Below are 25,688 nucleotides of genomic sequence, written 5' to 3'. Positions count from 1 at the left end.
GCGGTATCATCGGGGCGCCTTCGGGCGCCTTTTTCATTTCAGCTGCCGATATCCCATGCCTGTCTTCCGCCTGCCGTCCGTCCTGCTCCTTGCCAGCCTGCTGCCCACCGCCATCCATGCCCAGAGCCTGCCCGACACCGGCCAGCTCGACGCGCAGAAGGTGCTGCAGTCGCGCTATACCGGTGCGGGATCGGCCAACTCCCCGGCTGCAGCGCCGGGACAGGCCACGCCGGACTGGGGCGACGGCATCACGGGCGTGGTCGTGGAAACCGGAGACGCCGGCGGCAAGACGCCGATTCCGCTCAGCTTCGGCCAGGTGTTCGCCCAGGGCGACCTGAAACGCAGCGACGCGCTGCTGGGCCGCCTGCCCGACGGCCATACGGTGCCGCTGCAGGTCGACGTCAAGGCCACCCACCCGGACGGCTCGGTGCGGCATGCGGTGATCAGCGCCGTGCTGCCGGGCGCCGGCAAATCGGGGTCGCAGGCGCTGGCGCTGCTCATCGACCACAACAAGGAAAAGAACAAGGCGGGCGCCGCGAAACCGGGCGCGCCGGCTTCCGCGCAAGCCTTGCTCGACGCCGGCTTCACGGCCACGGCCAGCGCCACCATCGCCGGCGAGGCCTGGACCGCCTCCGCCGACAAGCTGCTGCGCCAGAAGTCCGAGGTCTGGCTGGACGGTCCCCTGGTGACCGAGTGGCTGGTCTCGGCCCCGCTCAGGAACGAGAAGGGCGTGGAGCATCCGCGCCTGAGCGCGCGCTTCGCGGTGCGCTGGTACCGCGCGCTGGGCAAGGCGCGCGTCGACGTCAGCATCGAGAACGCCTGGGCTTTCCAGCAGAACCCGCGCAACGAAACCTACGACGCCCTGATCACGGTGGGCGGCAAGGAAGCGTATGCGAAGCAGGGCCTGGTTCACTACAACCAGGCGCGCTGGCGCAAGACCTTCTGGTGGGGCGAGGTCCCGGCAGTGCACCTGCGCCACGACAGCGCCTATCTGATGGCCTCGCGCGCGCTGCCGAACTATGACCGCTCGGTGCAGGTTGCCGACCGTGCGCTGGCCGAGCTGAAGGCAGGCTGGAACGGGGCGAAGACGGAACCGATGGGCATCGGCCTGGCGGTCGCCTACATGCCGACCACCGGCGGGCGCAACGACATCGGCCTGCTGCCCGGCTGGGCCGCGATGCACCTGCTCAGCATGGACAAGCGCGCCGCGGAAGTCACGCTCGGCACCGCCGAGCTGGCGGGCAGCTGGTCCGTGCACTACCGCAACCGCAACACCGGCCGGCCCGTCAGCCTGATCGACTTCCCCTACATGACCATCGTCGGGGAAGCGAGCGACACCCGGAACCCGAAGACCGGCAAATCGGAAGCCTTCCCGCCCTGTCCCAAGGACGCCTGCAAGACTCCCTATGTGCAGGACGTGTCGCACCAGCCCTCCTTCGCCTACCTGCCCTATTTGCTGACCGGCGACTTCTATTACCTGGAAGAGCTGGAATTCTGGGCGATGTTCGACGTGCTCCATTCCAATCCGAGCTACCGCGAAAACATCAAGGGCCTGCTCAAGCCCGAGCAGGTGCGCGGCCAGGCCTGGGGCTTGCGTACGCTGGGCGAAGCTGCTTACATCGCGCCGGACGCCGATCCCTTGAAGAAGGACTTCCAGCGCATCCTCAAGAGTAACCTGGACTGGTACAACGCCGAGTACACCGACAACCCCAAGGCGAACAAGCTGGGCTTCATCGCCAACGGCTACGCCTTCGTCTACAACAATGGCACCGGCGTGGCGCCGTGGATGGATGACTTCTTCACCGCCGCGGTGGGCCATCTTGCCGACTTCGGATTCGAGGATGCCAAGCGCCTGCTGGCCTGGAAAGCGAAGTTCCCGATCCTGCGCATGACGGCGCCCGGCGCCTGCTGGATCAACGCCTCCATCTACACGCTCATCGTGCGCGAGTCCTCGACCTCCCCCGTCTACGCGAGCATGGCGGAAGCCTGGAAGGCCAGCCTGCCGCCCGAAATCGCCAGGCTGGACTGCGACAGCAGCGAGCTGGCACAGGCCCTCAAGCTCAAACGCGGAGAAATGACCGGCTACGCGGACAGCACCGGCGGCTTTCCCGCCAACCTGCAGCCGGCGCTGGCCTATGCGGCCGACGTCGGCGGCAAGGCGGGACAGGAAGCGTGGCGCAGGTTCATGGCGCGCAGCGTCAAGCCCGATTACGGGACGGCGCCGCAGTTTGCGATCGTGCCGCGCGGGGCACGGCAGTAGGAATCAGGCCTGTACTTCGACAGGAGCGGCGGCGGCCGGGACCGGCGCGGTGGGCGAAACCGCCGGCGGAAGAATGGCGGCGCGGATCTCGGCCGCCGGCGGCTTCTGGCGCGACTGGAAACGCACCGTCCTGAAGCCGGCCTGCTCCAGGCGGCCGTCGCGCAGCTGGTCCTTCACCTTCGAATGGGTGCGGTCGTCCAGCTCGACGACGGCGACGACTTCGCAGCGCCTGTTGCAGACCACGTAGTCGATGCGCTGCTGTGCGATGCGCAGCCGGTCGCTGTGCGCCTGCTTGCGGTCCGTGTTGGCGGGTGCCAGCAGGGCCGACATCGCCACTTGGGGAAAGATGTAATGCTCCGGCAGGGCGGCGACCAGCCGGCCGAAAAACTCCAGCTCGTTCTCCGTCATGATGGGGCTGCGTTTGTATTTCGGCTCCGGCGCGCGCTTGCCTGCATTGGCAAGCACCAGCTTCATGAGCAGCACCAGCACCAGCAGCACTGGCAAGACGAAGAACGCGATATTCATGGCCGATCTCTTTGCTATCCGTTTGCAAGATCAGCAGGATAGCAAGCAAGAGGGCCCGGAAAATCCACGCTTTGTCACGGCGCCGGCCGGCGCCTTCACTCTCCCAGCAGATCGAGCAAGCTCAGCGCCACCACCTTGGTCGCCTTGCGCAGGTCTTCGAGGTTCAGCTTCTCGTCCGCCTTCTTGGCATTCGATTCCGGCACCGTGCGCGGTCCGGCGCCATACAGCACGGCCGGGATGCCGCGCTCGCCGTACAGGCGCGCATCCGCGTACAGCGGCGTGCCCTTGGCTTGCGGCGCTTCGCCCATGACGGCCTGGCCGTTGCGCTGCAGGCTCTCGACCAGTTTTTCGCCGCCCGCCAGCGGCCGCAGCGCGTGCGACAGCAGCAGGCGCCGGATCTCGAGGCGGATGCCGGGGCAGTCCTTCACCGCATCCTCGATCAGCGCGCGCACCTGGGCTTCCACCGCCACCGGATCTTCTTCCGGGATCATGCGGCGGTCCATCTTCATGACCACCTTGCCCGGCACCACATTGGTGTTGGTGCCGCCGTCGATGCGGCCGACCAGCATGGTGGGGGAATCGATGCCGGGGACTTGCGACTTGATCTTCTTGAGCTCGGGCAGCTGGCCGTAAATCGCATTCAGGATGCGCGTCGCGGCCTGCAAGGCATCGACCGCCGTCTCCGGCATCGCGCCATGGCCGGCCTTGCCGTGCACCGTGATCTCCAGCTGCAGGCAGGCGTTGTGGGCGGTGACGATATCGTAGGCAAAGCCGGCGGCGATCACGAAGTCGGGCTTGGTCAGGTTCTGTTCCAGCAGGTAGCCGGGACCGAGCAGGCCGCCGAATTCCTCGTCGTAGGTGAAGTGCAGCTCCAGCGCACCCTTCAGCGGCACACCCAGGGATTCGAGCGCGCGCGTGGCGAAGATGAAGGTGGCGAAGTCGCTCTTCGATACTGCCGCCGCGCGGCCGTAGATGAAACCGTCCTCGATCACGCCGCCGTAGGGAGGCTTGGTCCAGCCCTCGCCCGGCGGCACCACGTCGCCATGGGCATTCAGGGCCACGGTCGGTCCGCCCGCGGCGTAGGGGCGGCGCACGATCAGGTTGGTGATGCTCTGCATGCCGTAGTCGCGCACGCGCTCCTCGGGCACGGCGTGCTTCTCGGCCTGCCAGCCATACGCCGCCACCTTCTCGGCCACCGCGTCCGCGTGCGGCGCGTTGTTGCCGGGCGGGGTGTCGGTCGGGATGCGGATCATCTCCTGCAGGAAAGCCACCTCTTCGTCGAAGTGGGCGTCGATCCATTGCAGCAGTTTTTCTTGTGCTTGTTCCATGGTCAGCTCAATTGGTTCCAGTTTGGGCGCCGCTCTCGAACCAGGCTGCAAGCCTGGCGCGTTCGGCGTCCGTCATGTTCGTCATGTTCGCCAGCGGCATGGCCTTCAGCTGCACCGCCTGCTGGTAGATGCGCTGCGCGTTCTGCGAGATCCCGTGCGGGTCGTCCAGCATCACGCCGGCCGGCGCGGTGGCGAAGCCGGGCTGCGTCGGATGCGCCGCATGGCAGGATACGCAGCGCTGCTGGATGATGCCCTGGACCGCGGCAAACTGTGCGCCCACATTGGCGTTGGCGCCGGTCGAAGCAGCCGAAGCAGCCGGCGGTTTCGGCGCGATCGCGATCGCCACCGCCAGCAGCAGCACCACGCCCACCGCAGGATACTGCCATTCGACCCGGCCCTTGTGGCGCAGGTTGAAGAAGTGGCGGATGAAGACGCCGGCCAGCATGATCCCGGCCAGCACCGCCCAGGCATGCTCGTGGCGGTAGGTCATCGCGAAGTGGTTGCTGATCATGATGAACAGCACCGGCAAGGTGAAGTAGTTGTTGTGCACGCTGCGCTGCTTGCCGCGGATGCCGTAGATGGGGTCGGGCTTCTCGCCGGCGATCATCGCATTCACCATCTTGCGCTGGCCCGGAATGATGACCATGGCCACGTTGGCGACCATGATGGTGCCGATCATCGCGCCGACGTGGATGTAGGCCGCGCGCCCGCTCAGGTAGTGGGTCAGCACCCAGGTCGCGCCGACCAGCAGGGCGAAGACGACGGCGCCGAAGGCCAGGTCGTGCTTGCCCAGTTTCGAGCGGCACAGCAGGTCGTAGACCACCCAGCCCACCACCAGGCTGCCGAGGCCGATGCCCACCGCCTGCCAGCTCGACAGGTCGGCCACGCCGCGGTCGACCATCATGGCCTGGGCATTGAAGTAATACACGATGGTCAGCAGCGCGAAGCCCGACAGCCAGGTCGAATAGGCTTCCCACTTGAACCAGTGCAGGTCGGCCGGCAGCTCGGCGGGGGCGACCAGGTATTTTTGCGGGTTGTAGAAGCCGCCGCCATGCACCGCCCACAACTCGCCGGCCACGCCCTTCTTCGCCAGTTCGCCGCCAGGCGCCGGTGGCCGCAGCGAGTTGTCGAGCCAGACGAAATAGAAGGAAGCGCCGATCCAGGCGATGCCGGTAATGATGTGCAGCCAGCGAACCAGCAGGTTCATCCATTCGAGGCCGTAGGGAAGCAGGTATTCCATTTGAATCCTTTTTCTAGAGCAGACTGCGCGTGATTACCACAAGATAAACCGGTTTCCATTTATTCAACATGAAAAATACCGTATATTCAACATAAGCACACGCATATACGAATCGAATCTTCATGAGCAGCCTGCCCCAGCACCTCGACCTGCACCTGATCCGCATCCTCTACCTGCTGCTGGTGGAGAAGAACGTGTCGCGCGTGGCCCTGAAACTGAACCAGCCGCAGCCTTCGATCTCGGCTTCGCTGCGCAAACTGCGCGAGCTGACTGGCGATCCGTTGCTGGTGCGCGGCGCGCGCGGCATGGTGCCGACCCAGCACGGCGAGAGCCTGCTCAAGCCGGCCAAGCGCATCCTCGACGAAACCGAGAGCCTGTTCATCAAGAAGTCGCCCTTCGTGCCCGAGCAGGCGGCGCGCACCTTCCACATTGCCGCACCCGACTACCTGGACACGCAGTTCCTGCCGAATGTGGTGGCCTCGATCCGGCGCGGCGCGCCGAACAGCAAAGTCGCCATTCACCACCTGGGCGCCGGCACGGATTACCTGCGCATGCTGTCGGACGGCGAGATCGACCTGGTGATCGCCAACTGGGACGAGCCGCCCGCCCACCTGCACATCTCCAAGCTGTTCGAGGATCCGATCATCTGCACCATGCGCGCCGACAGCGCCTACGCCAAGCGCACTGCTGGCGACGCGATGACGCTCGAAGACTACCTCAGCCTGCCGCACGTGGCGCCCTCGCCCATGCTGCCGGGCTACCACGGCGTCATCGACGCTTTCCTGGAGCGCGAAGGCCTGCAGCGCAAGGTGGCGGTCGAATCGCCCTACTTCGGCCTGATCCCCTACATGCTGACCCAGACCGACCTGGTGCTGACCACCGGCCGCCAGTTTATCCGCTTCTACGAACGCACCCTGCCGCTGAAGAATTTCACGGTGCCGATCAAGTTCCCGCCGATGCGCTTCTATCAGCTGTGGCATCAGCGGGTGCACCAGTCGCCGGAGCACAAGTGGCTGCGGGACCAGATTACCGCTGCCGCGAAAGCGCTGGTCAAACCCGAATAACGATCATCAGGGTTAGCATATGAACGGGACATCTGCAGGATTTATCATCACGCCATGACTACCCTAGCCCACCTGAACAGCTGCGACACCGCCAGCTTCGTCGACCAGCTACGCGGCATCTACGAGCATTCGCCGTGGATTCCGGAGCGCGCCGCCGCCCACCGTCCCTTCGCCAGCCTGGCCGCCCTCAAGCTGGCGCTGCAGGACGCCGTCACGCAAGCCAGCGAAGACGAGCAGCTGTCCCTGCTGCGCGCCCACCCGGAGCTGGCCGGCAAGGCCGCGATCGCGGGCGAACTCACGGCGGAGTCGACCGGCGAGCAGGCGGCCTCCGGCCTGGACCGCTGCAGCCCCGAGGAATTCGCGCTTCTCCACCGCCTGAACGCCGCCTACAACGACAAGTTCGGCTTCCCCTTCATCCTCGCGGTGAAGGGCCCGACCGGCAAGGGTCTGACGCGCCAGGCCATCATCGCGACCTTCGAGCGGCGCCTCAAGCAGCGCCGCCAGGACGAGCTGCAGGAAGCGCTGCGCCAGGTGCACCGCATCGCCGAGATCCGCCTGAACGCGCTGCTGGGCGTCGAGCTGGCCTACGGCCCGGCCATCATGGCATGGTGCGAAGAGATCGGCGCCATCTCGGACGACGAGCAGGGCCTGACCTGCGCCTACATGACGCCGGGCCACCTGCAGACCGCCGCGCGAATCGCCGGCTGGATGGTTGATGCCGGCATGGACGTGCACATCGACGCGGTCGGCAACGTGGTCGGCCGCTACGCCGCCCTCGACCCGGCTGCGAAAACGCTGATCACCGGCTCCCACTACGACACCGTGCGCAACGGCGGCAAGTACGACGGCCGCCTCGGCATCCTGCTGCCGATCGCGATCGTGAAGGATCTGCACGCGCGCGGCGAGCGCCTGCCCTACCACCTCGAAGTCATCGGCTTTGCGGAAGAGGAAGGCGTGCGCTTTCGTTCCACCTTCCTCGGCAGCCATGCGGTGACGGGGCATTTCGACCTGTCCCTGCTGGAGCGCCAGGATGCCGCCGGCGTGACGATGCGCGAGGCCCTGCAGCAGGCCGGCCACGATCCGCAACAGATCCCGGCCATCGCGCGCGATCCGGCAAAGCTGCTCGGCTATGTCGAAGTCCACATCGAGCAGGGGCCGGTGCTGCTGGAAAAAGGCCTGGCGCTGGGCGTCGTCACGGCGATTGCCGGCAGCTCGCGCTACCTGGTCGAGCTGGAAGGGCTGGCCAGCCACGCCGGCACCACTCCGATGTATATGCGGCGTGATGCCGCCGCCGCGGCGGCCGAGATCGTGCTGCTGGTCGAGCAGCGCTGCTCCGGCAAGGGCACCCTGGTCGGCACGGTCGGCCAGCTTGCGGTGCCGGACGGTTCGGTCAACGTGGTGCCGGGCCGCTGCCGCCTGTCGCTCGACATCCGCTCGGCCACCGACGCCGAGCGCACCGCGGCAGTGAAGGATGTCATGGACGGCATCGAGGCCATCTGCGCGCGGCGCGGCATCGAATTCAGCGTCGAGCAGCTGGTCGAGGCCCAAGCCGCGCCCTGCGCCCCGCGCCTGATGGACCAGCTGGGCGAGGCCGTACAGCGCGCCGGCCTGCCGCGCTTCGACCTGCTGTCCGGCGCCGGCCACGATGCGATGGCGATGGCGGCCGTGACCGAGGTTGCAATGCTGTTCACGCGCTGCGGCAACGGCGGCATCAGCCATAATCCGCTGGAGACCATGACGGCGGACGATGCCGACATCGCGGCGCGCGTCTTGCTCGACTTTTTGCGACACTACCGCTGAATCGTTTGAACCTTTTGGCGGCAAGGAGGTATTCACCGTCAACAAGGAGACCGAATGCGCGACAGGCAGACGGATGGGGAGGCGGAGCTGCTCGGCCGTATCGCGGCCGGGAACCGTCACGCCTTCGAAATCCTGTACCGCGCCTATTTCCCGCGCCTGACGCGCTTCCTGCACCGCATGACGCGCAGCGTCCCGCTGATCGAGGAGCTCGTCAACGACACGATGCTGGTGGTGTGGCAGAAGGCGGACAGCTACGACGGCAGCTGCAAGGTCTCGACCTGGGTGTTCGCGATCGCCTACCGCAAGGCGTGCAAGGCCTTGCACGGGCTGGATGAGCCTCTGGAATCCCTCGAGGAAGCCAGGGAGAGCGACGCGAGCTGGCAGCCGGAATGGCAGTTCGAACAGCTGAGCCTCAGCCATGCGGTCGATGCCGCGCTCGCCGCACTGCCGCTGGAGCAGCGCGCGGCCTTCCAGCTGACCTTCTATCACGACATGGCGTATGCGGAGATCGCGGATATCATGGAATGCCCCGTCAACACGGTCAAGACGCGCCTGTTCCACGCGCGGCGCCGGCTTGCCTTGCTGCTGGGGCGGCAACTGGAGGCCAGGACATGAGCGCACTCGACGGCAGTCAACGCAATGAGCATAAGGCAGCGCAGGAAGCCCTGCCCTGGCTCGTCAACGGCAGCCTGGACGGCATCGAGGCGGAACGGCTGCGCGCCCACCTGCACAGCTGCACACGCTGCCGCGAGGACGTCGACCTGCTGCAGGCCGTACATGACGCCGGCTCCGGCCCGGCGCCCGCCTGCGATGTGGACCGCGCCCTCGCGCGCGTGCTGCCGCGCCTCGACGCCGCCCCGCTCCCGACGCCGGCCGCGGCCGCGCCACCGGTCGGCGTGATGGAGCGCTGGCGCGCGCGCATCGCCGCCAACGACCATGGCTGGCTGCGTTACGCCGTGGGGCTGCAGGCCTGCCTGATCGCCGTGCTGGCCCTGTTGCTGGTCCGTCCGCAGCAACCGGACAGCGCCTATCGCGGGCTCGGCGCATCCGCACCGGCATCCGCCCGCATCGTGGTCGTGTTCCGACCGGAGACGCCGGAGCGCGAGCTGCGCCGCATCGTGCGCGACAGCGGTGGCCACCTGGCCGGCGGGCCGACCGCCAGCGATGCCTGGCTGGTCGACGGCGCCGACACCAGGGCCGTGCTGGCCAGCCTGCGCGCCGAGGCGGCCGTCGTGCTGGCCGAACCGCTGGCCGCGGAGACGCAGCCTTGAAAGCCCTGCTCGCCGCCATCCTGGCATGCTGGCTGGCCTGCTGCGCCCTGCCCTGCGGCGTCCAGGCAGCCGAGGCCATTGCAGCCGGCACGCCTGCGGCCGGCGCCTCGCGCCAGCTGCTGGTCATGCTGCGCCTGCCGCCGCCGCACTACCGGCCGGACAGCAGCTATGGCGGCGGCTATGCCGACGACGGCACCCGCGCCGCGCGGCGCCGCCAGGCCACGGAGCTGGCCGCGGCCTACGGGCTCAAGCTGGTGGACGACTGGCCGATGCCGGCGATCGGCATCGACTGTTTCGTGATGGAAGACCCGGGCAGCGCACCGCTGGCGCGCGTGCTCGACGCGCTCGGGCGCGACCCGCGCGTGGCCTGGGCTCAGGCGGTCAACGAGTACCGCGGCCTTGGCGGCGCGAACGGCCGTGGCGGCGATCCTTTATTACCCTTGCAGCCGGCCGCGCGCGCCTGGCGCCTGACCGAGCTGCACCGCGCCAGCACCGGGCGCAAGGTGGTGGTGGCGGTGGTGGACAGCGGTGTCGACGCTGCCCACCCGGACCTGGCCGGGCAGGTGGCGCTGCGCCAGAATTTCGTCGATACGGTTCCGGATGCGGCGGAAAGCCATGGCACCGCAGTGGCCGGCATCGTCGCTGCGCGCGCCGGCAACGGACTGGGCATCGCCGGGGTGGCCCCGCAAGCCAGGCTGATGGCCTTGCGCGCCTGCTGGGAAGCCGCACGCCAGGAGACCCGCTGCAACAGCTTCACCCTGGGCAAGGCCCTGCATTTCGCCGTCATCAACGATGCGCGGGTCATCAACCTCAGCCTGGGCGGGCCGCCGGACCGCTTGCTGCAGACCCTGATCGACACCGCCCTGGCGCGCGGCACCGCCGTGGTCGCCGCGGTGGACCCGGAGCGTGCCGACGGCGGTTTTCCCGCCGCCTGGCCCGGCGTGATCGCGGTGACGGCAGCCAGCGACCGACGCCCTCTTCCCGACGGCACCCTGCAAGCGCCCGACGCCGACATCCCGGCGCCGCTGCCCGGGGCGCGCTGGGGCATGGTGACCGGTTCCTCGTACGCCGCGGCCCAGGTCGCCGGGCTGGCCGCGCTGCTGGTCGAGCTGCGCCCTGCGCCGGCCTTGCCATGGCGGCGCGCCTTCGTGACGGCGGCGCGTACCAGCCCGGTTGCACACGAGGGCGGTGCGCGCCAGGAGCAAGCTGGTAGCATAGACGCATGCGCGACCATTGCGCGCGCCGCCGGAGCATGCGTTTGCCTATGTCCCTCGACCGCCGCAACGACAGCCGAACTTCTCCGTTAATCCCTCGCGGCCTGCTCGCCCTTGCCTGTCTTTCGCTGGCCTGTGCGGCCTGGCCCGCCGCAGCCCAGACCAGCGCCAACCTGGCCCTGGTATCCGAATACGCGGTGCGCGGCATTTCGCTTGGCGCCCATCCGGCGTTGCAGCTGCGGGTCGATCACGATGCGCCGGGCGGCTGGTACCTGGGCGGCTTCCTGTCGCCGGCCACCCTGGGCGATCGCCGCCAGTCCGAGTCGATCGTGTACGGCGGCCGCGCAGGCCAGCTGCCTTCCGGCCTCACCTGGGACGCCGGCATCAGCCGCGCTTCCTTCTCGCGCGATCACGAATACGACTACTACGAATTCCACGCCGGCCTGGCGCTGGACCGGGCCAGTGCCCGCCTGTTCCTGTCGCCCGCCTACTACGGCGAAAACCGCAGCGCCTACCTCGACCTGAACGCCTTCCACCCGCTCGGCGAGCGCCTCAGGCTGACCTTCCACGCAGGCCTGCTGCACAGCTTCGGCGACGATACGGACACGCGCGCCGACCTGCGCGTCGGGCTGGCCGCCACGCTGGGCGATGTCAGCCTGCAGCTGGGCTGGCAGACGCTCCTGCGCGAAGCGGGCAACGGGCCGCCGAGGGCACGCGCATTAACCGGCAGCGCCGGCATCCGCTTCTGACAAATTGAACCTTGCAGGGCCTGGACGGCATTAACCGAATGCCCTTCCCTCCAATGCCATCAAGGAGTCATCATGCGCATCCAATCCAAAGCGGCCGCCTGCCTGAAGGCCGGCCTGTTCGGCGCCGGCCTGGCCGCCGTCCTCGTCGCCTGCGGCGGCGGTGGCGGCGACGGCATGCCGATGTCGTCGACCACACCGCCGCCGGTGGTCACGCCCACCATCGCCAGCGCCTTCGTCACGCGTACCCTGGTGGCGGACAGCGGCACGGGCGCGGAACACCTCGACCCCAAGCTGGTCAACGCCTGGGGCATCGCCTTCAACCCGACCGGCTTCGTCTGGGTGGCGAACAACGGCAGCGCCACCTCGACGCTCTACGACGGCAACGGCGTACCGCAAACCCTGGTCGTCGCCATCCCGCCGGGCAGCGCGGGCACATCGAATCCGACCGGTATCGTCTTCAACAGCGGCACTACCTTCCAGGTGACGCAGAACGGTGTCAGCGGCGGCAGCGCCTTCATCTTCGCCAGCGAAAACGGCACGCTGTCCGGCTGGTCGCCGGCGGTCAACCGCAACAACGCCATCGTCGCGGTCGATACCGGCGCCGGCGGCGCGGTCTACAAGGGGCTCGCCACCGCAAGCTTCTCGGGCGCGAGCTATTTGTATGCGGCCGATTTCCGCAACGGCAGGATCGACGTCTACGACAGCACCTGGAAGCCGGTGACGCTGCCCGGCGGCAGCTTCAGCGATCCCAACCTGCCCGCCGGCTATGCGCCCTTCGGCATCCAGGCCATCGGCGGCCGCATCTACGTCGCCTATGCGCAGCGCGCTGCCGGCAGCACGGAAGAAAACAAGGGCGCGGGCCTCGGCATCGTCGACGTGTTCGATGCCGGCGGCGCGCTGGTCAAGCGCCTTGTCAACAACGGCGGCGCCCTGAACGCGCCCTGGGGTCTGGCGATGGCGCCGGCCAACTTCGGCGGCGCCGGCAATATGCTGCTGGTGGCGAACTTCGGCGATGGCAAGATCAACGCCTACAATGCCGACACCGGCGCCTTCGCCGGCACGCTGTCCAGGAGCGGCGGCGCACCCATCGTCATCGACGGCCTGTGGGGCATTGCTTTCGGCAATGGCGTCAACAACCAGCCCACCAATACCCTGTTCTACACCGCCGGGCCCGGCGACGAGGCGCACGGCGTGTACGGCCGGATCGACCTGCAATAGGGCCATTTTGGCGCACGCGTGCACCACGGCGGTGCACGCGCACACGAACAAGGGCGCCGCCAAGGGCCTGCGCCCCTGCGGTGCATCCCTGCACCACTCTGCTCCCCAAATTGGAACGCTTATTGCTAACAAGAAGTGCTACAGCAAAACAAACGCACTTTTTGGGAGCAGTACCGATGGATGCCTACAAAACCGGGGCCGACGCGCTTTTCATCCTGCTCGGCGGGATCATGATTCTGGCCATGCATGCCGGCTTCGCCTTCCTCGAGCTGGGCACCGTGCGCCGCAAGAGCCAGGTGAACGCGCTGGTGAAGATCCTGATCGACTTTGCCGTCTCGACCATCGCCTATTTCTTCGTCGGCTATGGCATTGCCTATGGCATGCACTTCTTCGGCAGCACGGACACGCTGGTGGCGAAGAACGGCTACGAACTCGTGAAGTTCTTCTTCCTGCTGACTTTCGCGGCGGCAATCCCGGCCATCATCTCCGGCGGCATCGCGGAGCGCGCCAAGTTCCACCCGCAGATGGCGGCCACCTTCATCCTGGTCGGCTTCATTTATCCCTTCTTCGAGGGGATCGCCTGGAATAACAGGTTCGGCATCCAAGACTGGCTGCAGGCCAGCTTTGGAGCCCCCTTCCACGACTTCGCCGGCTCGGTGGTGGTGCACGCGGTGGGCGGCTGGGCCGCGCTGCCGGCGGTGCTGCTGCTCGGTGCGCGGCGCGGCCGCTACGCCAAGGACGGGCGCATCGCCGCCCACCCGCCCTCGAACATCCCCTTCCTGGCGCTGGGCGCCTGGGTCCTGACCGTCGGCTGGTTCGGCTTCAACGTGATGAGCGCGCAAACGCTGGACAAGATGAACGGCCTGGTGGCCGTGAATTCGCTGATGGCGCTGACCGGCGGCACCCTGACCGCCTTCGTCATGGGCCGCAACGACCCCGGCTTCGTCTACAACGGCCCGCTGGCCGGCCTGGTGGCGGTGTGCGCCGGCTCCGACCTCATGCATCCGCTCGGCGCACTGGTCACCGGCGCGGTGGCCGGCGGCATCTTCGTGTCGCTGTTCACGCTGGCGCAGAACCGCTGGCGCATCGACGACGTGCTGGGCGTGTGGCCGCTGCACGGCCTGTGCGGCGCCTGGGGCGGCATCGCGGCCGGGATCTTCGGCAGCCGCGCGCTGGGCGGCCTGGGCGGGGTGTCGCTGCTGTCGCAGCTTGCCGGCACCGTGCTCGGCATCGTGATTGCGGTCCTGGGCAGCTGGATCGTGTACGGGGTGCTGAAGAAGACGGTCGGCCTGCGTCTCGACGCCGAGCAGGAATTCGACGGCGCCGACCTGGCCATCCACCGCATCAGCGCCACGCCGGAGCGCGAGACTACCTTCCAGTAAGCGGCGCAATCAGTGCAGGACGGCGGCGCCGAACATGGACAGCACCGCCACCGCCATCACCGCCGTGCACAGCCAGCCCAGCGCGCGCAGGCGGCCCTTGATCTTCAGGCTGCCCATGATCTTGTCGCTGGAGGCCACCGCCATCATGATCACCATGACCGGCACCGCGATCACCCCATTCAGCACCGCGCTCCAGTACAGCGCCTTGATCGGATCGATCGGAACGAAGTTGATGCCGACGCCGGCCAGGGTGGCGACGATGATGATGGCGTAGAACTTGCGCGCGGCCGAGAACTTACTTTCCAGGCTGCTCTTCCAGTGGAAGGTGCCGGCCATCGCATAGGCGGCCGACCCGGCCAGCACCGGAATCGCCAGCAGGCCGGTGCCGACGATGCCGGCCGCGAACAGCATGAAGGCCAGCTCGCCGGCGACAGGCTTCAGCGCCGACGCCGCCTGGGCCGATGACTGCAGGTCGACTGCGCCATGCGCATGCAGGGTCGTCGCGGTGGTCAGCATGATGAAGAAGGCGACCAGGTTCGAAACCGCCATGCCGACCAGGGTGTCGAAGCGGATGCGCCGGAACTGCGCCTTGACCTGTTCGGGCGCGCGCCGCAGCGGCTGGGCGTCGGCGTCGGCGCGCAGCTCCTCGACTTCCTGGGCGGCCTGCCAGAAGAACAGGTAGGGGCTGATGGTGGTGCCGAACACGGCGACGATGGTGGTCAGGTATTCCTTGTGCCACACCGGCTGCGGCCATACCGTCGAGCGCAGCACCTCGGCCCAGGGCACGCGCACCACGAACACCGTGGCGACGTAGGCCAGCAGCACCAGCGTCAGCCACTTCAGCAGGTTGACGTAGCGCTGGTAAGGCACGAACACCTGCAGCAGCACCGACAGCACGCCAAACGCCACTGCGTAGTAATGGGACTTGCCGGGCGCGACCAGCACCATGGCGTCGCCCATCGCCGCGATATCGGCGGCGATATTGATGACGTTCGCGATGAGCAGCAGGCCAACGATCAGCCAGACCAGCTGGCGCGGTGCGAAGCGCTGCAGGTTGGTGGCCAGCCCGCGCCCGGTGACCCGGCCGATGTGCGCGCTGATGACCTGGATCGCCGCCATCAGCGGATAGGTGAGCAGCAGTGTCCACAACAGGTTGAAGCCGAAGCGGGCGCCGGCCTGCGAATAGGTCGCGATGCCGCTCGGGTCATCGTCGGCCGCGCCGGTGATCAGCCCCGGCCCCAGCTTCGAGAGCCTGGCCGAGGCTTCCGGTGACGGCTTGTCAAGCTCACTGGATTCCATGCGTGCAGTGTGCCGGACGGCGCCGGGGCCGTCCGTACGCGGCCGCACGCAACACGACTATGAGGCCTGGAGCGCCGCCAGCAGCCTGCTGCCGACCGGCGAACCCCAGCCGGTGCAGGCGTCCCAGCCCGGCGCCGCCGCATACGCGCCATTGTTCCCCGAGGTGATGTCGCGGAAGGCGCCGGTGCCGGCCACCGGCCCGTAGAGCAGCGGATTGAGCCAGCCCACCGGCGTCGCCAGGCGCTGGTTGAAGCGTGCCACCAGGCCCGCCCACAGCGGCGAGACGGCGCTGGTGCCGCCCACCACGAAGTTCAGGAAGTCGACCCGCACCCGGTAGCCGGTCGAGGGCGAGGCATTCCCGGCGACGTCGGGCACGCCGCGTCCGATGCGCCTGCCCGCGTTGCCCGAGCGCGGCACGTTCGCACTGTCCTGATAAGCCGGCAGCTCGAACACGTCGCTGACGCCGCCGCCGGTGGCGCTGGTCTGGACGTCGTCGTTCCACACCGTTTCGCTGTCGATGGCGCCGCCGTTGGCGACCAGGCGGGTGCCGCCGCAAGCCAGCACGTAAGGGCTGGATGCCGGGAAGTCGGCATGCATCAGGCCATCCGGCGTGCCATTCTGCGGATTCTGGTCGCTGGAGCCGGCATCGCCGGAGGCGCAGCACACCGTCACGCCCAGCGTCGCCGCTGCCTGGAAGGCCTGGTCCATGGCCTGCAGGCCCTGTTCCGACCAGTCCTTCTCCGGCGCACCCCAGCTGATCGAGATCACCGAAGGTTTGTTGACGCTGTCGTGCACCGCCGCGCCGATGGCGTCCAGGAAGCCCTGCTCGCTGTTCGGCGCGAAGTAGACGGCAATCGACGCGCCCGGCGCCACCGCACCGGCGATCTCGATGTCGAGCATCACCTCGGCGTCTGCGCTCCACGGCAGCGAGGGGCTGTTGCGGCCGCCGTCCACCGACACCGCCGTGACTTTCGGCGTCGGCAGGTTCAGGCTGCGGAAGTAGGCGTTCAGGTCCGAGGTCCGGTAGCCGCCCCCGAGTTCGATGATGGCGATGCACTGGCCGCTGCCGTCCAGCCCCTGCGGGAAATCGTAGAGCGTGGCGATGTCGGGCGGGGTGAAGGCGGCTGCGGCGGCGCGCTCGTCGGCGGCCTGCATCGGCGGGGTGGCGAAGCGGTAGTAGGGACGCGCGATGGGCGTGTCCTCGATCCCGAACACGCCGACGACGATGTCGGCCAGTTCCGGCGGCACTTGCACGGGCGCCGTGCGGCGGCGCGAGATGCCGGCCGCATGCTCGACCCGCTCGATCCCGGTATGGAAGGCGGCGCCGACCTGGGCCGCGGTGACCGACAGGACGATGCTGCACGCCGCCGGCCTGCGCTCGACCACGGCCATGCCGGCCTTGCGGGCAAAGTCGGCGACGGCATCCAGGTCGGCTTCGCTGGCGCCGTGCGCGGCCGCGTATTCCTCGCGCGTCAGGTAGCGGCGCTGCGGCAGCGCGGCCTGCATCCCATGCAGCTGGGGCGCCGCGCGGCCGCGCACGGCCACGGTGATCTCGAATCGTTCGTCGGCCGGCACCGGGCCGATGGAATGCGCGTCGGCCATGGGAGCCGGCATGCTGCCAGGGAGTTTGACCATGTTTGACCTCGTTGTAGTGGCACGGACTGGAAGGGCACAGCATCAGCCAGTGTGCGCGTCCACGTCGAGGATGTGTTTGATCGGCGCCAAGCACCGCCTGGCGTCAGGCCATCTCCTCGGCGTGTGCCAGCGGCAGGCGGGCAAGCACCTCCACGATCGCATCGATGCCGACGGGCTTCGTCAGGTGCATGTCGAAACCGGCGCGGCCGGTCGCCTCACGGTCGTTCAAGGCGCCCCACCCGGTGACGGCAACCAGGAACGCGCCGCGCATGGCCTCATCCTGGCGGAAGGCGCGCGCCACGTCGCAGCCGCCGATGTCCGGCAGCCCCAGGTCCATGAACACGATCTCGGGCCGGAACAGCGGGCCGCGCCCGATGGCCGAGGCCCCCGTGTGCACGAGTTCGACCTCGTGGCCGCAACTGGCCAGCAGCATGGAGAAGGAACGTGCAAGGTCGGGATTGTCCTCGACGACGAGTATGCGGCGCCGGGTGGCCGGCAGGCAGCCGTCCGGCCTGGAGGCCTGCGCCGGGGCCGGGGCCGGGACAGGCGGTGACGCCGCGGACAGCGGCAGGCGGATCGTGAAGGTGCTCCCGCACCCGGGGCCGCCGCTGCTGGCCGTGAGCGTGCCGCCGTGCAGCGTCACCAGCCGGCGCGCCAGGCACAGGCCGATGCCGATGCCGCCGCGGCGCATCGCGCGTCCCGACTCGGCCTGGCTGAAGACTTCGAACAGCGTGGGCAAGGTGGCCGCGTCGATGCCGATCCCATTGTCGGCAATGCGGATCGCCGCCAGCCTGCCTTCCGCCGCGGCGCTCACGCGAATGTGGCCGCCGGCCGGCGTGTACTTGGCGGCGTTGGTCAGAAGGTTCGTCAATACCTGCTCGATGCGGACACGGTCGACCTTCACGCTGCACGGTTCCGGCGGCAGCTGGAGCTCGAGCGTGTGGCCGGCGGCGGCGATGCAGGGACCGCTGACCTGCAGCGCGCTGTCGATCACCTCGGCGAGCATCGCGTTTTCCTTGACCAGTTCCAGCTTGCCGGTATTGATGCGGCTGACGTCGAGCAGGTCGTCGATCAGGCGCACCAGGTGTCCGAGCTGGCGATCCATGATCTCGTGCGTCCGCCCCAGCGCCGGCGCCCCGGGCGGCGATACCTTCATGAGGTCGAGGGCGGTGCGGATCGCGGCCAGCGGATTGCGCAGTTCGTGCGCCAGGGTCGCGATGAACTCGTCCTTGCGCCGGCTGTCTTCGCGCAGCAGGCCTGACACCTGCTTCTGCGCAGTGATGTCGACGAAGGAGCTGACGGCGCCGGCCAGGTCGCCGGCGGCGTCGCGCAGCGGCGCGGCATTGACCAGGATATGCACGATCTCGCCATTCTCGAAATGCACCTCGAGCTCGTCGCCGCGCACCGGGATGCCGGCAGCGGCCATCTGCAGGGGCAGGCTGTCGATCGCGCAGTCCTTGCCGTGGCGGCGCAGCTTGTACGAATGTTCTCCAGGCGATGCGAGCGAAATGGGCTCGCCCGGGCGCATGCGCAGCATCCGCATGACTTCGCGGTTCCCGGTGACGTCCTCGCAACGCGGGGAGCGGGTCATGAAGATCGCGGCGGGCACGGCGTCCATCAGGGCTTCCAGCTCCGCGGCGCGCTCGCGTTCGCGGCGCTCGCTGTCCTGCAGCGCGTCGTTGAGGCGCTTCTCGCCGGTGATCTCTTCGACGGTGACGTTCACGCCAAGCACCGCACCGTCAGGCGCCATGATCGGATACACGTTCTCGCGCCAGAAGCGCTCGACGCCGGGCTGCGAAGCGACCTCGCCGCCGAGGACGATGCCAAGTATGGGTTTGCCGGTCCGGATCACCTGCCCAAGCTGTTCCTCTGCCTGCGCCGCCAGGTGGGGGATGATCTCCCGCAGCGATTTGCCCACGTGGTCGCCCACGGCGACGCCGTTGATATCGGCGAGATAACGGTTGATGCGGATATAGCGCAGGTCGCGGTCGAGCATGGCCAGACCCAGCGGCGCGTCGACGTAGACCTTTTCCATGGCGTCGACATCGATCTGGTAGCGCGCGAGCCGTTCGCGGCAGGCCGCGCGTTCGCGCCGCAAGGCCACGGCCAGCGCCACGAGCGCCACGACCAGGATGGCGCAGGCCGCACCCGGGATGATGAGCATGATTCCCTGTTCCAATTGACTCTCCTTGGATCAGACTGGCAACGCTTGCCGACTCATGATGTATCTCATCACATTAGCGCATATCTACCCCACCCCAGCAAGAAAAAAGCGCTTTTCATGATGGGAACTGTTGCGCAAGAATCGCAGACCCTCGGGTACTCAGGTGCTGGCTTCCGTTTCGGCGGGACCGCGGCTCACGGCCTGTGCGATGTGGGCCAACAGCGAGGCGGGTTCGACCGGCTTTGCGAGGTAGTCGTTGAACCCGGCCTGCATGGCCTTGTTGCGGTCGTCCTGGCGCGTGAAGGCGGTCAGGGCGATCGCCGGGATGGCGCCGCCGGCGCCGGCCGAACGGCGGCGGATGCGGCGCATCAGCTCGAAACCGTCGACGTCCGGCATGCCGATGTCGCTGACGATCACGTCCGGCCGCTCGTGCTCCAGCAGCGCCAGGGCCTTGCCGGCGCTGGATGCGGCCATGATGGTGGCGCCGCTGTGCTGAAGAATCTGCTGCAGCACGTCGAGGGTGTCGGTGGCGTCGTCCACCAGCAGCACCTTGACGCCGGCCAGGTCGCCCTGCGCCTGCCCTTGCGGCCCGGTGGTGACGGGTGGGGCCGGCGGCGCCACCTCGGTCTTGGCCTCGGCCAGCGGCAGTCGCACGGTAAAGGTGGTGCCGGCATGCGTGCCCGGACTGGCGACGCCGATGGTCCCGCCATGCAGCTCGATCAGCTGGCGCGCGATCGACAGGCCCAGTCCCAGCCCGCCGTGCTTGCGCGTGATCGAGGCATCCTGCTGGCGGAAGCGGTCGAACACATAAGGCAGGAAGTCGGGTTCGATGCCGATCCCGGAATCGGCCACGCGGATCACGACGTCCTGGCCGTCGCGGCCCAGCATCACCTGCACCATGCCGCCGTTGGGCGTGAACTTCACCGCGTTCGACAGCAGGTTCCACATGACCTGCTGCAGCCGGCCGGCGTCGCCCAGCACCTGGCCCAGTCCTTTGGCGACGTCCACGCGCAAATCGATCCGCTTGGCCACCGCGGCCGGATGCACGGTGCCGAGGGCCGCCTCGACGACCCTGTCCGGCTCCAGCAGCTGCACGTCCAGGCGCAGGTTGCCGGAAATGATGCGGCTCATGTCGAGCAGGTCGTCGATCAGCTGGCCCTGGGCGCGCGCATTGCGCTCGATGGTCTCGAGGCCGCGCTTGAAGGTTTCCTCGTCCTTCACGCCGCGCTGCAGCATGCTGGCCCAGCCGAGAATGGCGTTGAGCGGAGTGCGCAGCTCGTGCGACAGCGTTGCCAGGAATTCGTCCTTCAGGGCGCTGAGGCGCTCGGCCTCGTCGCGCGCGCCGCGCTCGCGCGTGAGCAGGTCTTCGCGCTCGATCGCGGTGGCCTGCGAGATCTCCAGCACGCGCGCGTTGGCTTCCAGGCGCGCATCGAACAGGGATGCCAGCATCGCGAAGCCGAGCACGCCGAAGGTCGCGATCACAACCAGCGTCGCCAGCCCGCCATGATCGACGCCGCCGCGCGCGGCCATGCACACGCTGTCCAGCGGGAAGCTGGCGGCCGCCATGCCGGTGTAGTGCATGCCGACGATGGCCGCCCCCATCACGATCGCCGCGCCTATCCGCGGCAGCCACACATGGGGTACGTTATGGCGCAGGCGGAAGGCGATCCACAGCGCCAGGCCGGACGCCGCGATGGCAATGAGCACCGACAGCGCGAACAGCCAGGGGTCGTAGACGATGCCCGGCTCCATGCGCATGGCGGCCATGCCGGTGTAGTGCATGGCGTTGATGCCGATACCCATCACCACCGCGCTGACGGCCAGGCGCTTCCATCCCAGCTCGGCGCGGCTGACCTGCCACAGGGCCAGGCAGGAGGCGGCGATCGGCAGCAGCAGCGACACCATGGTCAGCGACAGGTCGAAGGCGATCGGGATCGGCAGGCGGAAGGCCAGCATGCCGACGAAGTGCATGGCCCAGATGCCCGAACCCATGGCGATGGCGCCGCCGAAGACCCACGCAAGGACAGCGCGGCCACGCGATTCGCTCACGCGGCCGGCCAGGCTGAGCGCCGCATAGGAAGCGGCGATCGCAACCAGGATCGAAATGAGGACCAGCGGTGTTTCGTAATGACCAGTCAGCATCGTCTGACACCCGTCGGGAGACTGAAATCGGAATAGCAACTTTGAACAGTATGCTACGACTTCTTCCGCTTAGGCTAAAGAGGAAACATCCGAAACGAAATTGTTACTAGTGTGCAACAATTTCGCCGGTCACGCCGCACGATTACGTGCTAGCCCGCCACCACCCCCGCCCGCTCCAGCATCGCGTGCAGCAGCACGTTGCAGCCGGCTTCCAAGTGGTCCGGCCGCGCGTCCTCGATCTCGTTGTGGCTGATGCCATCCTTGCAGGGTACGAAGATCATCCCGGCCGGCGCCAGGCGCGCCACGTAGATCGCGTCGTGGCCGGCGCCGGAGACCACGTCCATGGTCGAATACCCCAGCGTGGCGGCGGCCTTCCGTACGGCGCCCACGCAATCCGGGTGGAAGGGGCAAGGCGGATAGTAGGAGACCCGTTCCAGCTCGATCTTCAGCCCGGTCTCGCTGCTGGTGCGCTGGATGAAGGCCGTCATCTCCTCGTGCATGGTGTTGAGGAGTTCGTCGTTCACGTTACGCAGGTCGATGCTGAACTTGACCCGGCCCGGGATCACGTTGCGGCTGTTGGGGAAGACCTGCACCATGCCCACCGTGCCGCGGCCATAGGGCGGGTAGCGGTTGGCGATCGCCACGGTCTCCTGCATGATGGCCGTGGCCACCTGCAGCGCGTCGCGGCGCAAATGCATCGGGGTCGGGCCGGCGTGGGCTTCCATGCCCTCGACCGTGCAGTCGTACCAGGACAGGCCCATCACGGCAGGCACCACGCCGATCACCTTGTCTTCGTCTTCCAGCACCGGTCCCTGTTCGATATGGGTTTCGAAATAGGCGCCGATCGGATGCTCGCCCGGGGTCTGTTCTCCCTGGTAGCCTATCCTTGCGAGTTCTTCGCCGACGCTCTTGCCGTCGACGTCGCGCGCGGCATAGGCCGTTTCCAGGCTGAAGGCGCCGCAGAACACGCCCGAGCCCATCATCACCGGCACGAAGCGCGAACCTTCCTCGTTGGTCCAGAACGCGACCTCGATCGGGGCTTCGGTCTTGATCTTGAGGTCGTTCAGGGTGCGCACCACTTCCAGCCCTGCCAGCACGCCATAGTTGCCGTCGAACTTGCCGCCGGTGGGCTGGGTGTCGATGTGGCTGCCGGTGACGATGGGCGGCAGCGCCGGATTCGCGCCTTCGCGGCGCATGAAGACGTTGCCGATCTTGTCGACCGTGATGCTCAGCCCGGCCTCCTTCGCCCACTGGACGACCAGGTCGCGGCCCTGGCGATCCAGGTCGGTGAGGGCCAGGCGCTTGACGCCGCCTTTATCGGTGGCGCCGATCTTCGCCAGTTCCATCAGGGAGTTCCACAGGCGGGAGCCGTCGATGCGCAGTTCGTTCATGTGTTTTCTCCTTCAGGCAGCGGCAGCGGTGGTGGCGGTGAATGCGGGGCGCTCGACATACCGGCCCGCCCCCTCTTCGGCGCGCAGGTCGCCGTTCGCGAACGCCAGCTTCCCGGCCGCCAGGGTATGCGTCGGCACGCCGCGCACGGTCCTACCTTCGAACACGTTGAAGCCGCCCTTCGAATGCTGGGTCGCCGCGGACAAGGTGCGCGTCGCTTCCGGATCCCACACCACGATATCGGCATCCGCGCCCGGCGCCAGCACGCCCTTGCGCGGGTAGATGTTGAAGATCTGGGCGGCGTTGGTCGAGGTCACGCGCACGAATTCGGAGGGGGTCAGGCGGCCGGTGTTGACGCCGGCGTCCCAGACCACGGCCATGCGCTCCTCGACGCCGCCGCAGCCGTTCGGGATGCGCGTGAAGTCGTCGGCGCCCATCGCCTTCTGCTCGGCGCAGAAGGTGCAGTGGTCGGTCGCAGTGGTGTGCAGGTTCCCGCCCTGCAGGCCCTGCCACAGCGCGGTCTGGTGGTGGCTGGAGCGGAACGGAGGGCTCATCACGAAGGCGCGCGCGAAGGCCGGGTCGGGGTTGGTGTAGACGCTGTCGTCAATCACCAGGTGGCCGGCCAGGGCTTCGCCGTACACGCGCTGGCCATGCGCCCGCGCGCGGGTGATGGCTTCGAGCGACTCGGCACAGGAGACGTGGACGATGTAGACCGGGGTGCCGAGCACACCGGCGATGGCGATCGCGCGGTTGGCCGCTTCGGCTTCGACGGCCGGAGGGCGCGACAGCGGATGCGCTTCCGGTCCGCGGATGCCCTTGGCCAGCAGCTCGCGCTGCAGCTGGTAGACGAGTTCGCCGTTCTCCGCGTGCACGGTGGGGATCGCGCCCAGCTCGAGCGCGCGGCGGAAGCTCTTCACCAGGGTCTCGTCGTCGGCCATGATCGCGTTTTTGTAGGCCATGAAGTGCTTGAAGCTGTTGACGCCATGTTCCCTGACCAGGGTGCCCATGTCGGCGTGCACCGACTCGTCCCACCAGGTGACGGCCACGTGGAAGGTGTAGTCGGCGGCCGACTTTTTCGCCCAGCCGCGCCAGGTGTGGAAGGCGTCCATCAGCGGCTGCTTCGGATCGGGGATCACGAAGTCCATGATGGTGGTGGTGCCGCCGGCCAGGGCCGCCGCGGTGCCGGTATAGAAATCGTCGGCGGTGACCGTGCCCATGAAGGGCAGCTGCATGTGGGTATGGGTGTCGATCCCGCCCGGCATCACGTACTGGCCGCCGGCGTCGACGATGGTGGCGTTGGCCGGCGCCTCGAGGTTTTCGCCGACGGCGACGATCTTGTCACCCTCGCACAGGACATCGGCACGGAACGCGCGGTCTGCGTTCACGACGGTACCACCGCGAATCAAAACGGACATGTGGATCTCCCCAGGTAGGGTGGGCACCCCGTGCCCACGTACGTCGTCAATCGAGCGGGCGCGCGGCGGCCATGGCCGGCACCGCCCTGCCCTTCATCATCAGGCCGTACACCACCGCGGCGATCGCGATGCCGACGAACCATGCATAGGTATATAAAGTCTTGAATGCGGCGCCGACGTCCGGGAACGACTCCGGAAAGGCGGCGTTCAGGAAGCCGGGAATATTCGGCAGCACGCCGGCCACGAAGGCCACGATGGCGGCCGTGTTCCAGCCATTCCCGTATGAGTAGATGCCGTCCTCGCGGTACAGCTGATCGACCGCCAGCTCGGTCTTGCGGATGAAGTAGTAATCGATGATCAGCACCCCGGCGATGGGCCCCAGCAGCGCCGAGTAGCCGATCAGCCAGGTGAAGATATAGCCCTGGGTCGATTCCAGGATCTTCCAGGGCATCATGGCCAGCGCGATGCCAGCGGTCAGGTAGCCGCCGGTGCGGTAGGAGATCTTGCGCGGCGCCAGCGCCGAAAAGTCGTAGGCCGGACCGACCAGGTTGGCAGCCAGGTTGACGCTGACGGTATCGACCAGCAGCACGATGAGCGCGATGAGCACGGCGGCGCCCGTCATGCGGCTGGCCAGGTCGACCGGGTCCCACAAGGCTTTACCGTACAGGACCACGGTGGCCGAGGTGACGATCACCGCCAGCGCCGCCAGCAGGCCCATGGGAACGGGCAGGCCGATGGTCTGGCCGACCACCTGGTCGCGCTGGGTGCGCGCGAAGCGGGTGAAGTCCGGGATGTTCAGGGCCAGCGTGGCCCAGAAGCCGACCATGGCTGTGAGCGAAGGCCAGAAGGTGGGCCAGAACTGCCCTGCCTTCTTGCCGCCTTCGACGAAGGCCGACGGTTGATCGAGCAGCGGGCCGAAGCCGCCGGCCTTCTGGTAGACCCAGCCGAGCAGCACGAAGCAGATCGCGATCTTCAGCGGCGCGGTATAGGTCTCCAGCTTGCGGATCGCGTTCATGCCGTGGACGATGAAGTAGAACTGGATCGCCCAGAAGGCCAGGAAACAGCCCAGTTGCGCACCGTTGATGCCGAGGCCGGCGATTTTCGCGCCGCCGATCTCGTGCCCGGCCATGACGCCCAGCAGCGTGTAGATCATGCTGCCGCCGAACCAGGTCTGGATGCCGTACCAGCCGCAGGCGACGATGGCGCGCATCAGGGCCGGCAGCCGCGCCCCGCGCGTGCCGAAGGAAGCGCGCGCCAGCACCGCGTACGGAATTCCGTACTTGGTGCCGGCGTGCCCGATCAGCAGCATCGGCAGCAGCACGATGGCGTTCGCCAGGAAGACCGTGAACACGGCCTGGTAGGCCGACATGCCGGCCTCGATCAGGCTGGCCGACAGCGTGTAGGCCGGTATGCACATCACCATGCCCACCCACAGGGCGGCGAAGTGATACCAGCGCCAGGTACGCTGGGCGGCGCCGGTCGGGGCCAGGTCTTCGTTCCAGAGTTCGTTGTGTGCGGCTGGGTCCATGCTCATCGATTCTAGCCTCCTAGGTAGGGTGGGCACTACGTGCCCACGCGGATGGTCACATCATG

Annotated in this window: 19 protein-coding genes; 9 read left to right on the top strand and 10 right to left on the bottom strand. The window is 67.8% G+C overall.

Annotated elements, in window-relative coordinates; genetic code table 11:
• Positions 1–55: 55 nt before the first annotated feature.
• Entirely contained in the window at positions 56–2,260 is a 2,205-nt protein-coding gene (locus AC07PE_RS14240; protein ID WP_498765459.1) for an RIFT barrel domain-containing protein, read from the top strand.
• A 3-nt stretch (positions 2,261–2,263) separates the two neighbouring features.
• Here the strand turns inward: AC07PE_RS14240 and AC07PE_RS14235 are convergent, their stop codons facing one another.
• From AC07PE_RS14235 to AC07PE_RS14225, 3 genes are all read right to left on the bottom strand, one after another.
• The gene (locus AC07PE_RS14235; protein ID WP_498765457.1) at positions 2,264–2,785 is read right to left on the bottom strand and encodes a DUF2726 domain-containing protein; all 522 of its coding nucleotides are present in this window, start codon (positions 2,783–2,785) and stop codon (positions 2,264–2,266) included.
• Between the two features lie 95 nt (positions 2,786–2,880).
• Complete coding sequence (locus AC07PE_RS14230) at positions 2,881–4,113, bottom strand: ArgE/DapE family deacylase (RefSeq protein WP_498765455.1); 1,233 nt, start codon at positions 4,111–4,113, stop codon at positions 2,881–2,883.
• Positions 4,114–4,120: 7 nt separating this feature from the next.
• On the bottom strand, positions 4,121–5,353 hold the full coding sequence (locus tag AC07PE_RS14225) for a urate hydroxylase PuuD (RefSeq protein ID WP_498765453.1): 1,233 nt from the start codon (positions 5,351–5,353) through the stop codon (positions 4,121–4,123).
• 122 nt (positions 5,354–5,475) lie between these two features.
• Between AC07PE_RS14225 and AC07PE_RS14220 the strand changes: the two genes are divergently transcribed.
• From AC07PE_RS14220 to AC07PE_RS14185, 8 genes are all read left to right on the top strand, one after another.
• Positions 5,476–6,417, top strand: a complete 942-nt coding sequence (locus AC07PE_RS14220) for a LysR substrate-binding domain-containing protein (protein WP_498765452.1) — start codon at positions 5,476–5,478, stop codon at positions 6,415–6,417.
• 54 nt (positions 6,418–6,471) lie between these two features.
• The gene (locus AC07PE_RS14215; protein WP_498765450.1) at positions 6,472–8,217 is read left to right on the top strand and encodes an allantoate amidohydrolase; all 1,746 of its coding nucleotides are present in this window, start codon (positions 6,472–6,474) and stop codon (positions 8,215–8,217) included.
• A 54-nt stretch (positions 8,218–8,271) separates the two neighbouring features.
• Positions 8,272–8,832 carry an RNA polymerase sigma factor gene (locus AC07PE_RS14210; RefSeq protein ID WP_498765448.1) on the top strand — a complete coding sequence of 187 codons (561 nt, stop codon included), beginning with the start codon at positions 8,272–8,274 and terminating at the stop codon, positions 8,830–8,832.
• Positions 8,829–9,488, top strand: coding sequence for a zf-HC2 domain-containing protein (locus AC07PE_RS14205; RefSeq protein WP_498765446.1), 660 nt, complete (start codon positions 8,829–8,831; stop codon positions 9,486–9,488). The genes AC07PE_RS14210 and AC07PE_RS14205 overlap by 4 nt, the downstream gene beginning before the upstream one ends.
• On the top strand, positions 9,485–10,795 hold the full coding sequence (locus AC07PE_RS14200; RefSeq protein WP_498765444.1) for a S8 family serine peptidase: 1,311 nt from the start codon (positions 9,485–9,487) through the stop codon (positions 10,793–10,795). The genes AC07PE_RS14205 and AC07PE_RS14200 overlap by 4 nt, the downstream gene beginning before the upstream one ends.
• On the top strand, positions 10,753–11,451 hold the full coding sequence (locus AC07PE_RS14195; RefSeq protein WP_498765442.1) for a TorF family putative porin: 699 nt from the start codon (positions 10,753–10,755) through the stop codon (positions 11,449–11,451). Before AC07PE_RS14200 ends, AC07PE_RS14195 begins: the two co-directional genes overlap by 43 nt.
• Positions 11,452–11,523: 72 nt before the next feature.
• On the top strand, positions 11,524–12,669 hold the full coding sequence (locus AC07PE_RS14190; protein ID WP_498765440.1) for a TIGR03118 family protein: 1,146 nt from the start codon (positions 11,524–11,526) through the stop codon (positions 12,667–12,669).
• A 176-nt stretch (positions 12,670–12,845) separates the two neighbouring features.
• On the top strand, positions 12,846–14,051 hold the full coding sequence (locus AC07PE_RS14185; protein ID WP_498765438.1) for an ammonium transporter: 1,206 nt from the start codon (positions 12,846–12,848) through the stop codon (positions 14,049–14,051).
• A gap of 9 nt (positions 14,052–14,060) precedes the next feature.
• On the opposite strand, the gene AC07PE_RS14180 is transcribed toward AC07PE_RS14185, so the two are convergent.
• The 7 genes from AC07PE_RS14180 to AC07PE_RS14150 form a co-directional block, all read right to left on the bottom strand.
• On the bottom strand, positions 14,061–15,350 hold the full coding sequence (locus AC07PE_RS14180; protein ID WP_498765436.1) for an NRAMP family divalent metal transporter: 1,290 nt from the start codon (positions 15,348–15,350) through the stop codon (positions 14,061–14,063).
• 57 nt (positions 15,351–15,407) lie between these two features.
• Positions 15,408–16,985: a S53 family peptidase gene (locus AC07PE_RS14175; RefSeq protein WP_498765434.1), complete on the bottom strand. Its 1,578-nt coding sequence runs from the start codon at positions 16,983–16,985 to the stop codon at positions 15,408–15,410.
• Between the two features lie 103 nt (positions 16,986–17,088).
• Complete coding sequence (locus tag AC07PE_RS14170; protein WP_498765432.1) at positions 17,089–19,164, bottom strand: hybrid sensor histidine kinase/response regulator; 2,076 nt, start codon at positions 19,162–19,164, stop codon at positions 17,089–17,091.
• Between the two features lie 144 nt (positions 19,165–19,308).
• Positions 19,309–21,291 carry an MHYT domain-containing protein gene (locus tag AC07PE_RS14165; RefSeq protein WP_498765430.1) on the bottom strand — a complete coding sequence of 661 codons (1,983 nt, stop codon included), beginning with the start codon at positions 21,289–21,291 and terminating at the stop codon, positions 19,309–19,311.
• Between the two features lie 149 nt (positions 21,292–21,440).
• The gene (locus tag AC07PE_RS14160) at positions 21,441–22,682 is read right to left on the bottom strand and encodes a Zn-dependent hydrolase (protein WP_498765428.1); all 1,242 of its coding nucleotides are present in this window, start codon (positions 22,680–22,682) and stop codon (positions 21,441–21,443) included.
• Positions 22,683–22,694: 12 nt separating this feature from the next.
• Complete coding sequence (hydA, locus tag AC07PE_RS14155; RefSeq protein WP_498765426.1) at positions 22,695–24,095, bottom strand: dihydropyrimidinase; 1,401 nt, start codon at positions 24,093–24,095, stop codon at positions 22,695–22,697.
• 46 nt (positions 24,096–24,141) lie between these two features.
• Positions 24,142–25,629, bottom strand: coding sequence for an NCS1 family nucleobase:cation symporter-1 (locus AC07PE_RS14150; protein WP_498765424.1), 1,488 nt, complete (start codon positions 25,627–25,629; stop codon positions 24,142–24,144).
• Between the last annotated feature and the right edge of the window lie 59 nt (positions 25,630–25,688).

It is taken from the genome of Telluria sp. GW821-FHT07G12 (assembly GCF_059418525.1).
The sequence above is the reverse complement of the archived record's forward strand: the minus strand, read 5'-3'. Positions and strand labels throughout refer to the sequence as shown.

Excerpts from the sequence above, each read along its gene's own strand:
- AC07PE_RS14240 (WP_498765459.1), top strand. The coding sequence starts at position 56 with ATGCCTGTCTTCCGCCTGCCGTCCGTCCTGCTCCTTGCCAGCCTGCTG.
- AC07PE_RS14235 (WP_498765457.1), bottom strand. The coding sequence starts at position 2,785 with ATGAATATCGCGTTCTTCGTCTTGCCAGTGCTGCTGGTGCTGGTGCTG.
- AC07PE_RS14230 (WP_498765455.1), bottom strand. The coding sequence starts at position 4,113 with ATGGAACAAGCACAAGAAAAACTGCTGCAATGGATCGACGCCCACTTC.
- AC07PE_RS14225 (WP_498765453.1), bottom strand. The coding sequence starts at position 5,353 with ATGGAATACCTGCTTCCCTACGGCCTCGAATGGATGAACCTGCTGGTT.
- AC07PE_RS14220 (WP_498765452.1), top strand. The coding sequence starts at position 5,476 with ATGAGCAGCCTGCCCCAGCACCTCGACCTGCACCTGATCCGCATCCTC.
- AC07PE_RS14215 (WP_498765450.1), top strand. The coding sequence starts at position 6,472 with ATGACTACCCTAGCCCACCTGAACAGCTGCGACACCGCCAGCTTCGTC.
- AC07PE_RS14210 (WP_498765448.1), top strand. The coding sequence starts at position 8,272 with ATGCGCGACAGGCAGACGGATGGGGAGGCGGAGCTGCTCGGCCGTATC.
- AC07PE_RS14205 (WP_498765446.1), top strand. The coding sequence starts at position 8,829 with ATGAGCGCACTCGACGGCAGTCAACGCAATGAGCATAAGGCAGCGCAG.
- AC07PE_RS14195 (WP_498765442.1), top strand. The coding sequence starts at position 10,753 with ATGTCCCTCGACCGCCGCAACGACAGCCGAACTTCTCCGTTAATCCCT.
- AC07PE_RS14190 (WP_498765440.1), top strand. The coding sequence starts at position 11,524 with ATGCGCATCCAATCCAAAGCGGCCGCCTGCCTGAAGGCCGGCCTGTTC.
- AC07PE_RS14185 (WP_498765438.1), top strand. The coding sequence starts at position 12,846 with ATGGATGCCTACAAAACCGGGGCCGACGCGCTTTTCATCCTGCTCGGC.
- AC07PE_RS14180 (WP_498765436.1), bottom strand. The coding sequence starts at position 15,350 with ATGGAATCCAGTGAGCTTGACAAGCCGTCACCGGAAGCCTCGGCCAGG.
- AC07PE_RS14175 (WP_498765434.1), bottom strand. The coding sequence starts at position 16,985 with ATGGTCAAACTCCCTGGCAGCATGCCGGCTCCCATGGCCGACGCGCAT.
- AC07PE_RS14165 (WP_498765430.1), bottom strand. The coding sequence starts at position 21,291 with ATGCTGACTGGTCATTACGAAACACCGCTGGTCCTCATTTCGATCCTG.
- AC07PE_RS14160 (WP_498765428.1), bottom strand. The coding sequence starts at position 22,682 with ATGAACGAACTGCGCATCGACGGCTCCCGCCTGTGGAACTCCCTGATG.
- hydA (WP_498765426.1), bottom strand. The coding sequence starts at position 24,095 with ATGTCCGTTTTGATTCGCGGTGGTACCGTCGTGAACGCAGACCGCGCG.
- AC07PE_RS14150 (WP_498765424.1), bottom strand. The coding sequence starts at position 25,629 with ATGAGCATGGACCCAGCCGCACACAACGAACTCTGGAACGAAGACCTG.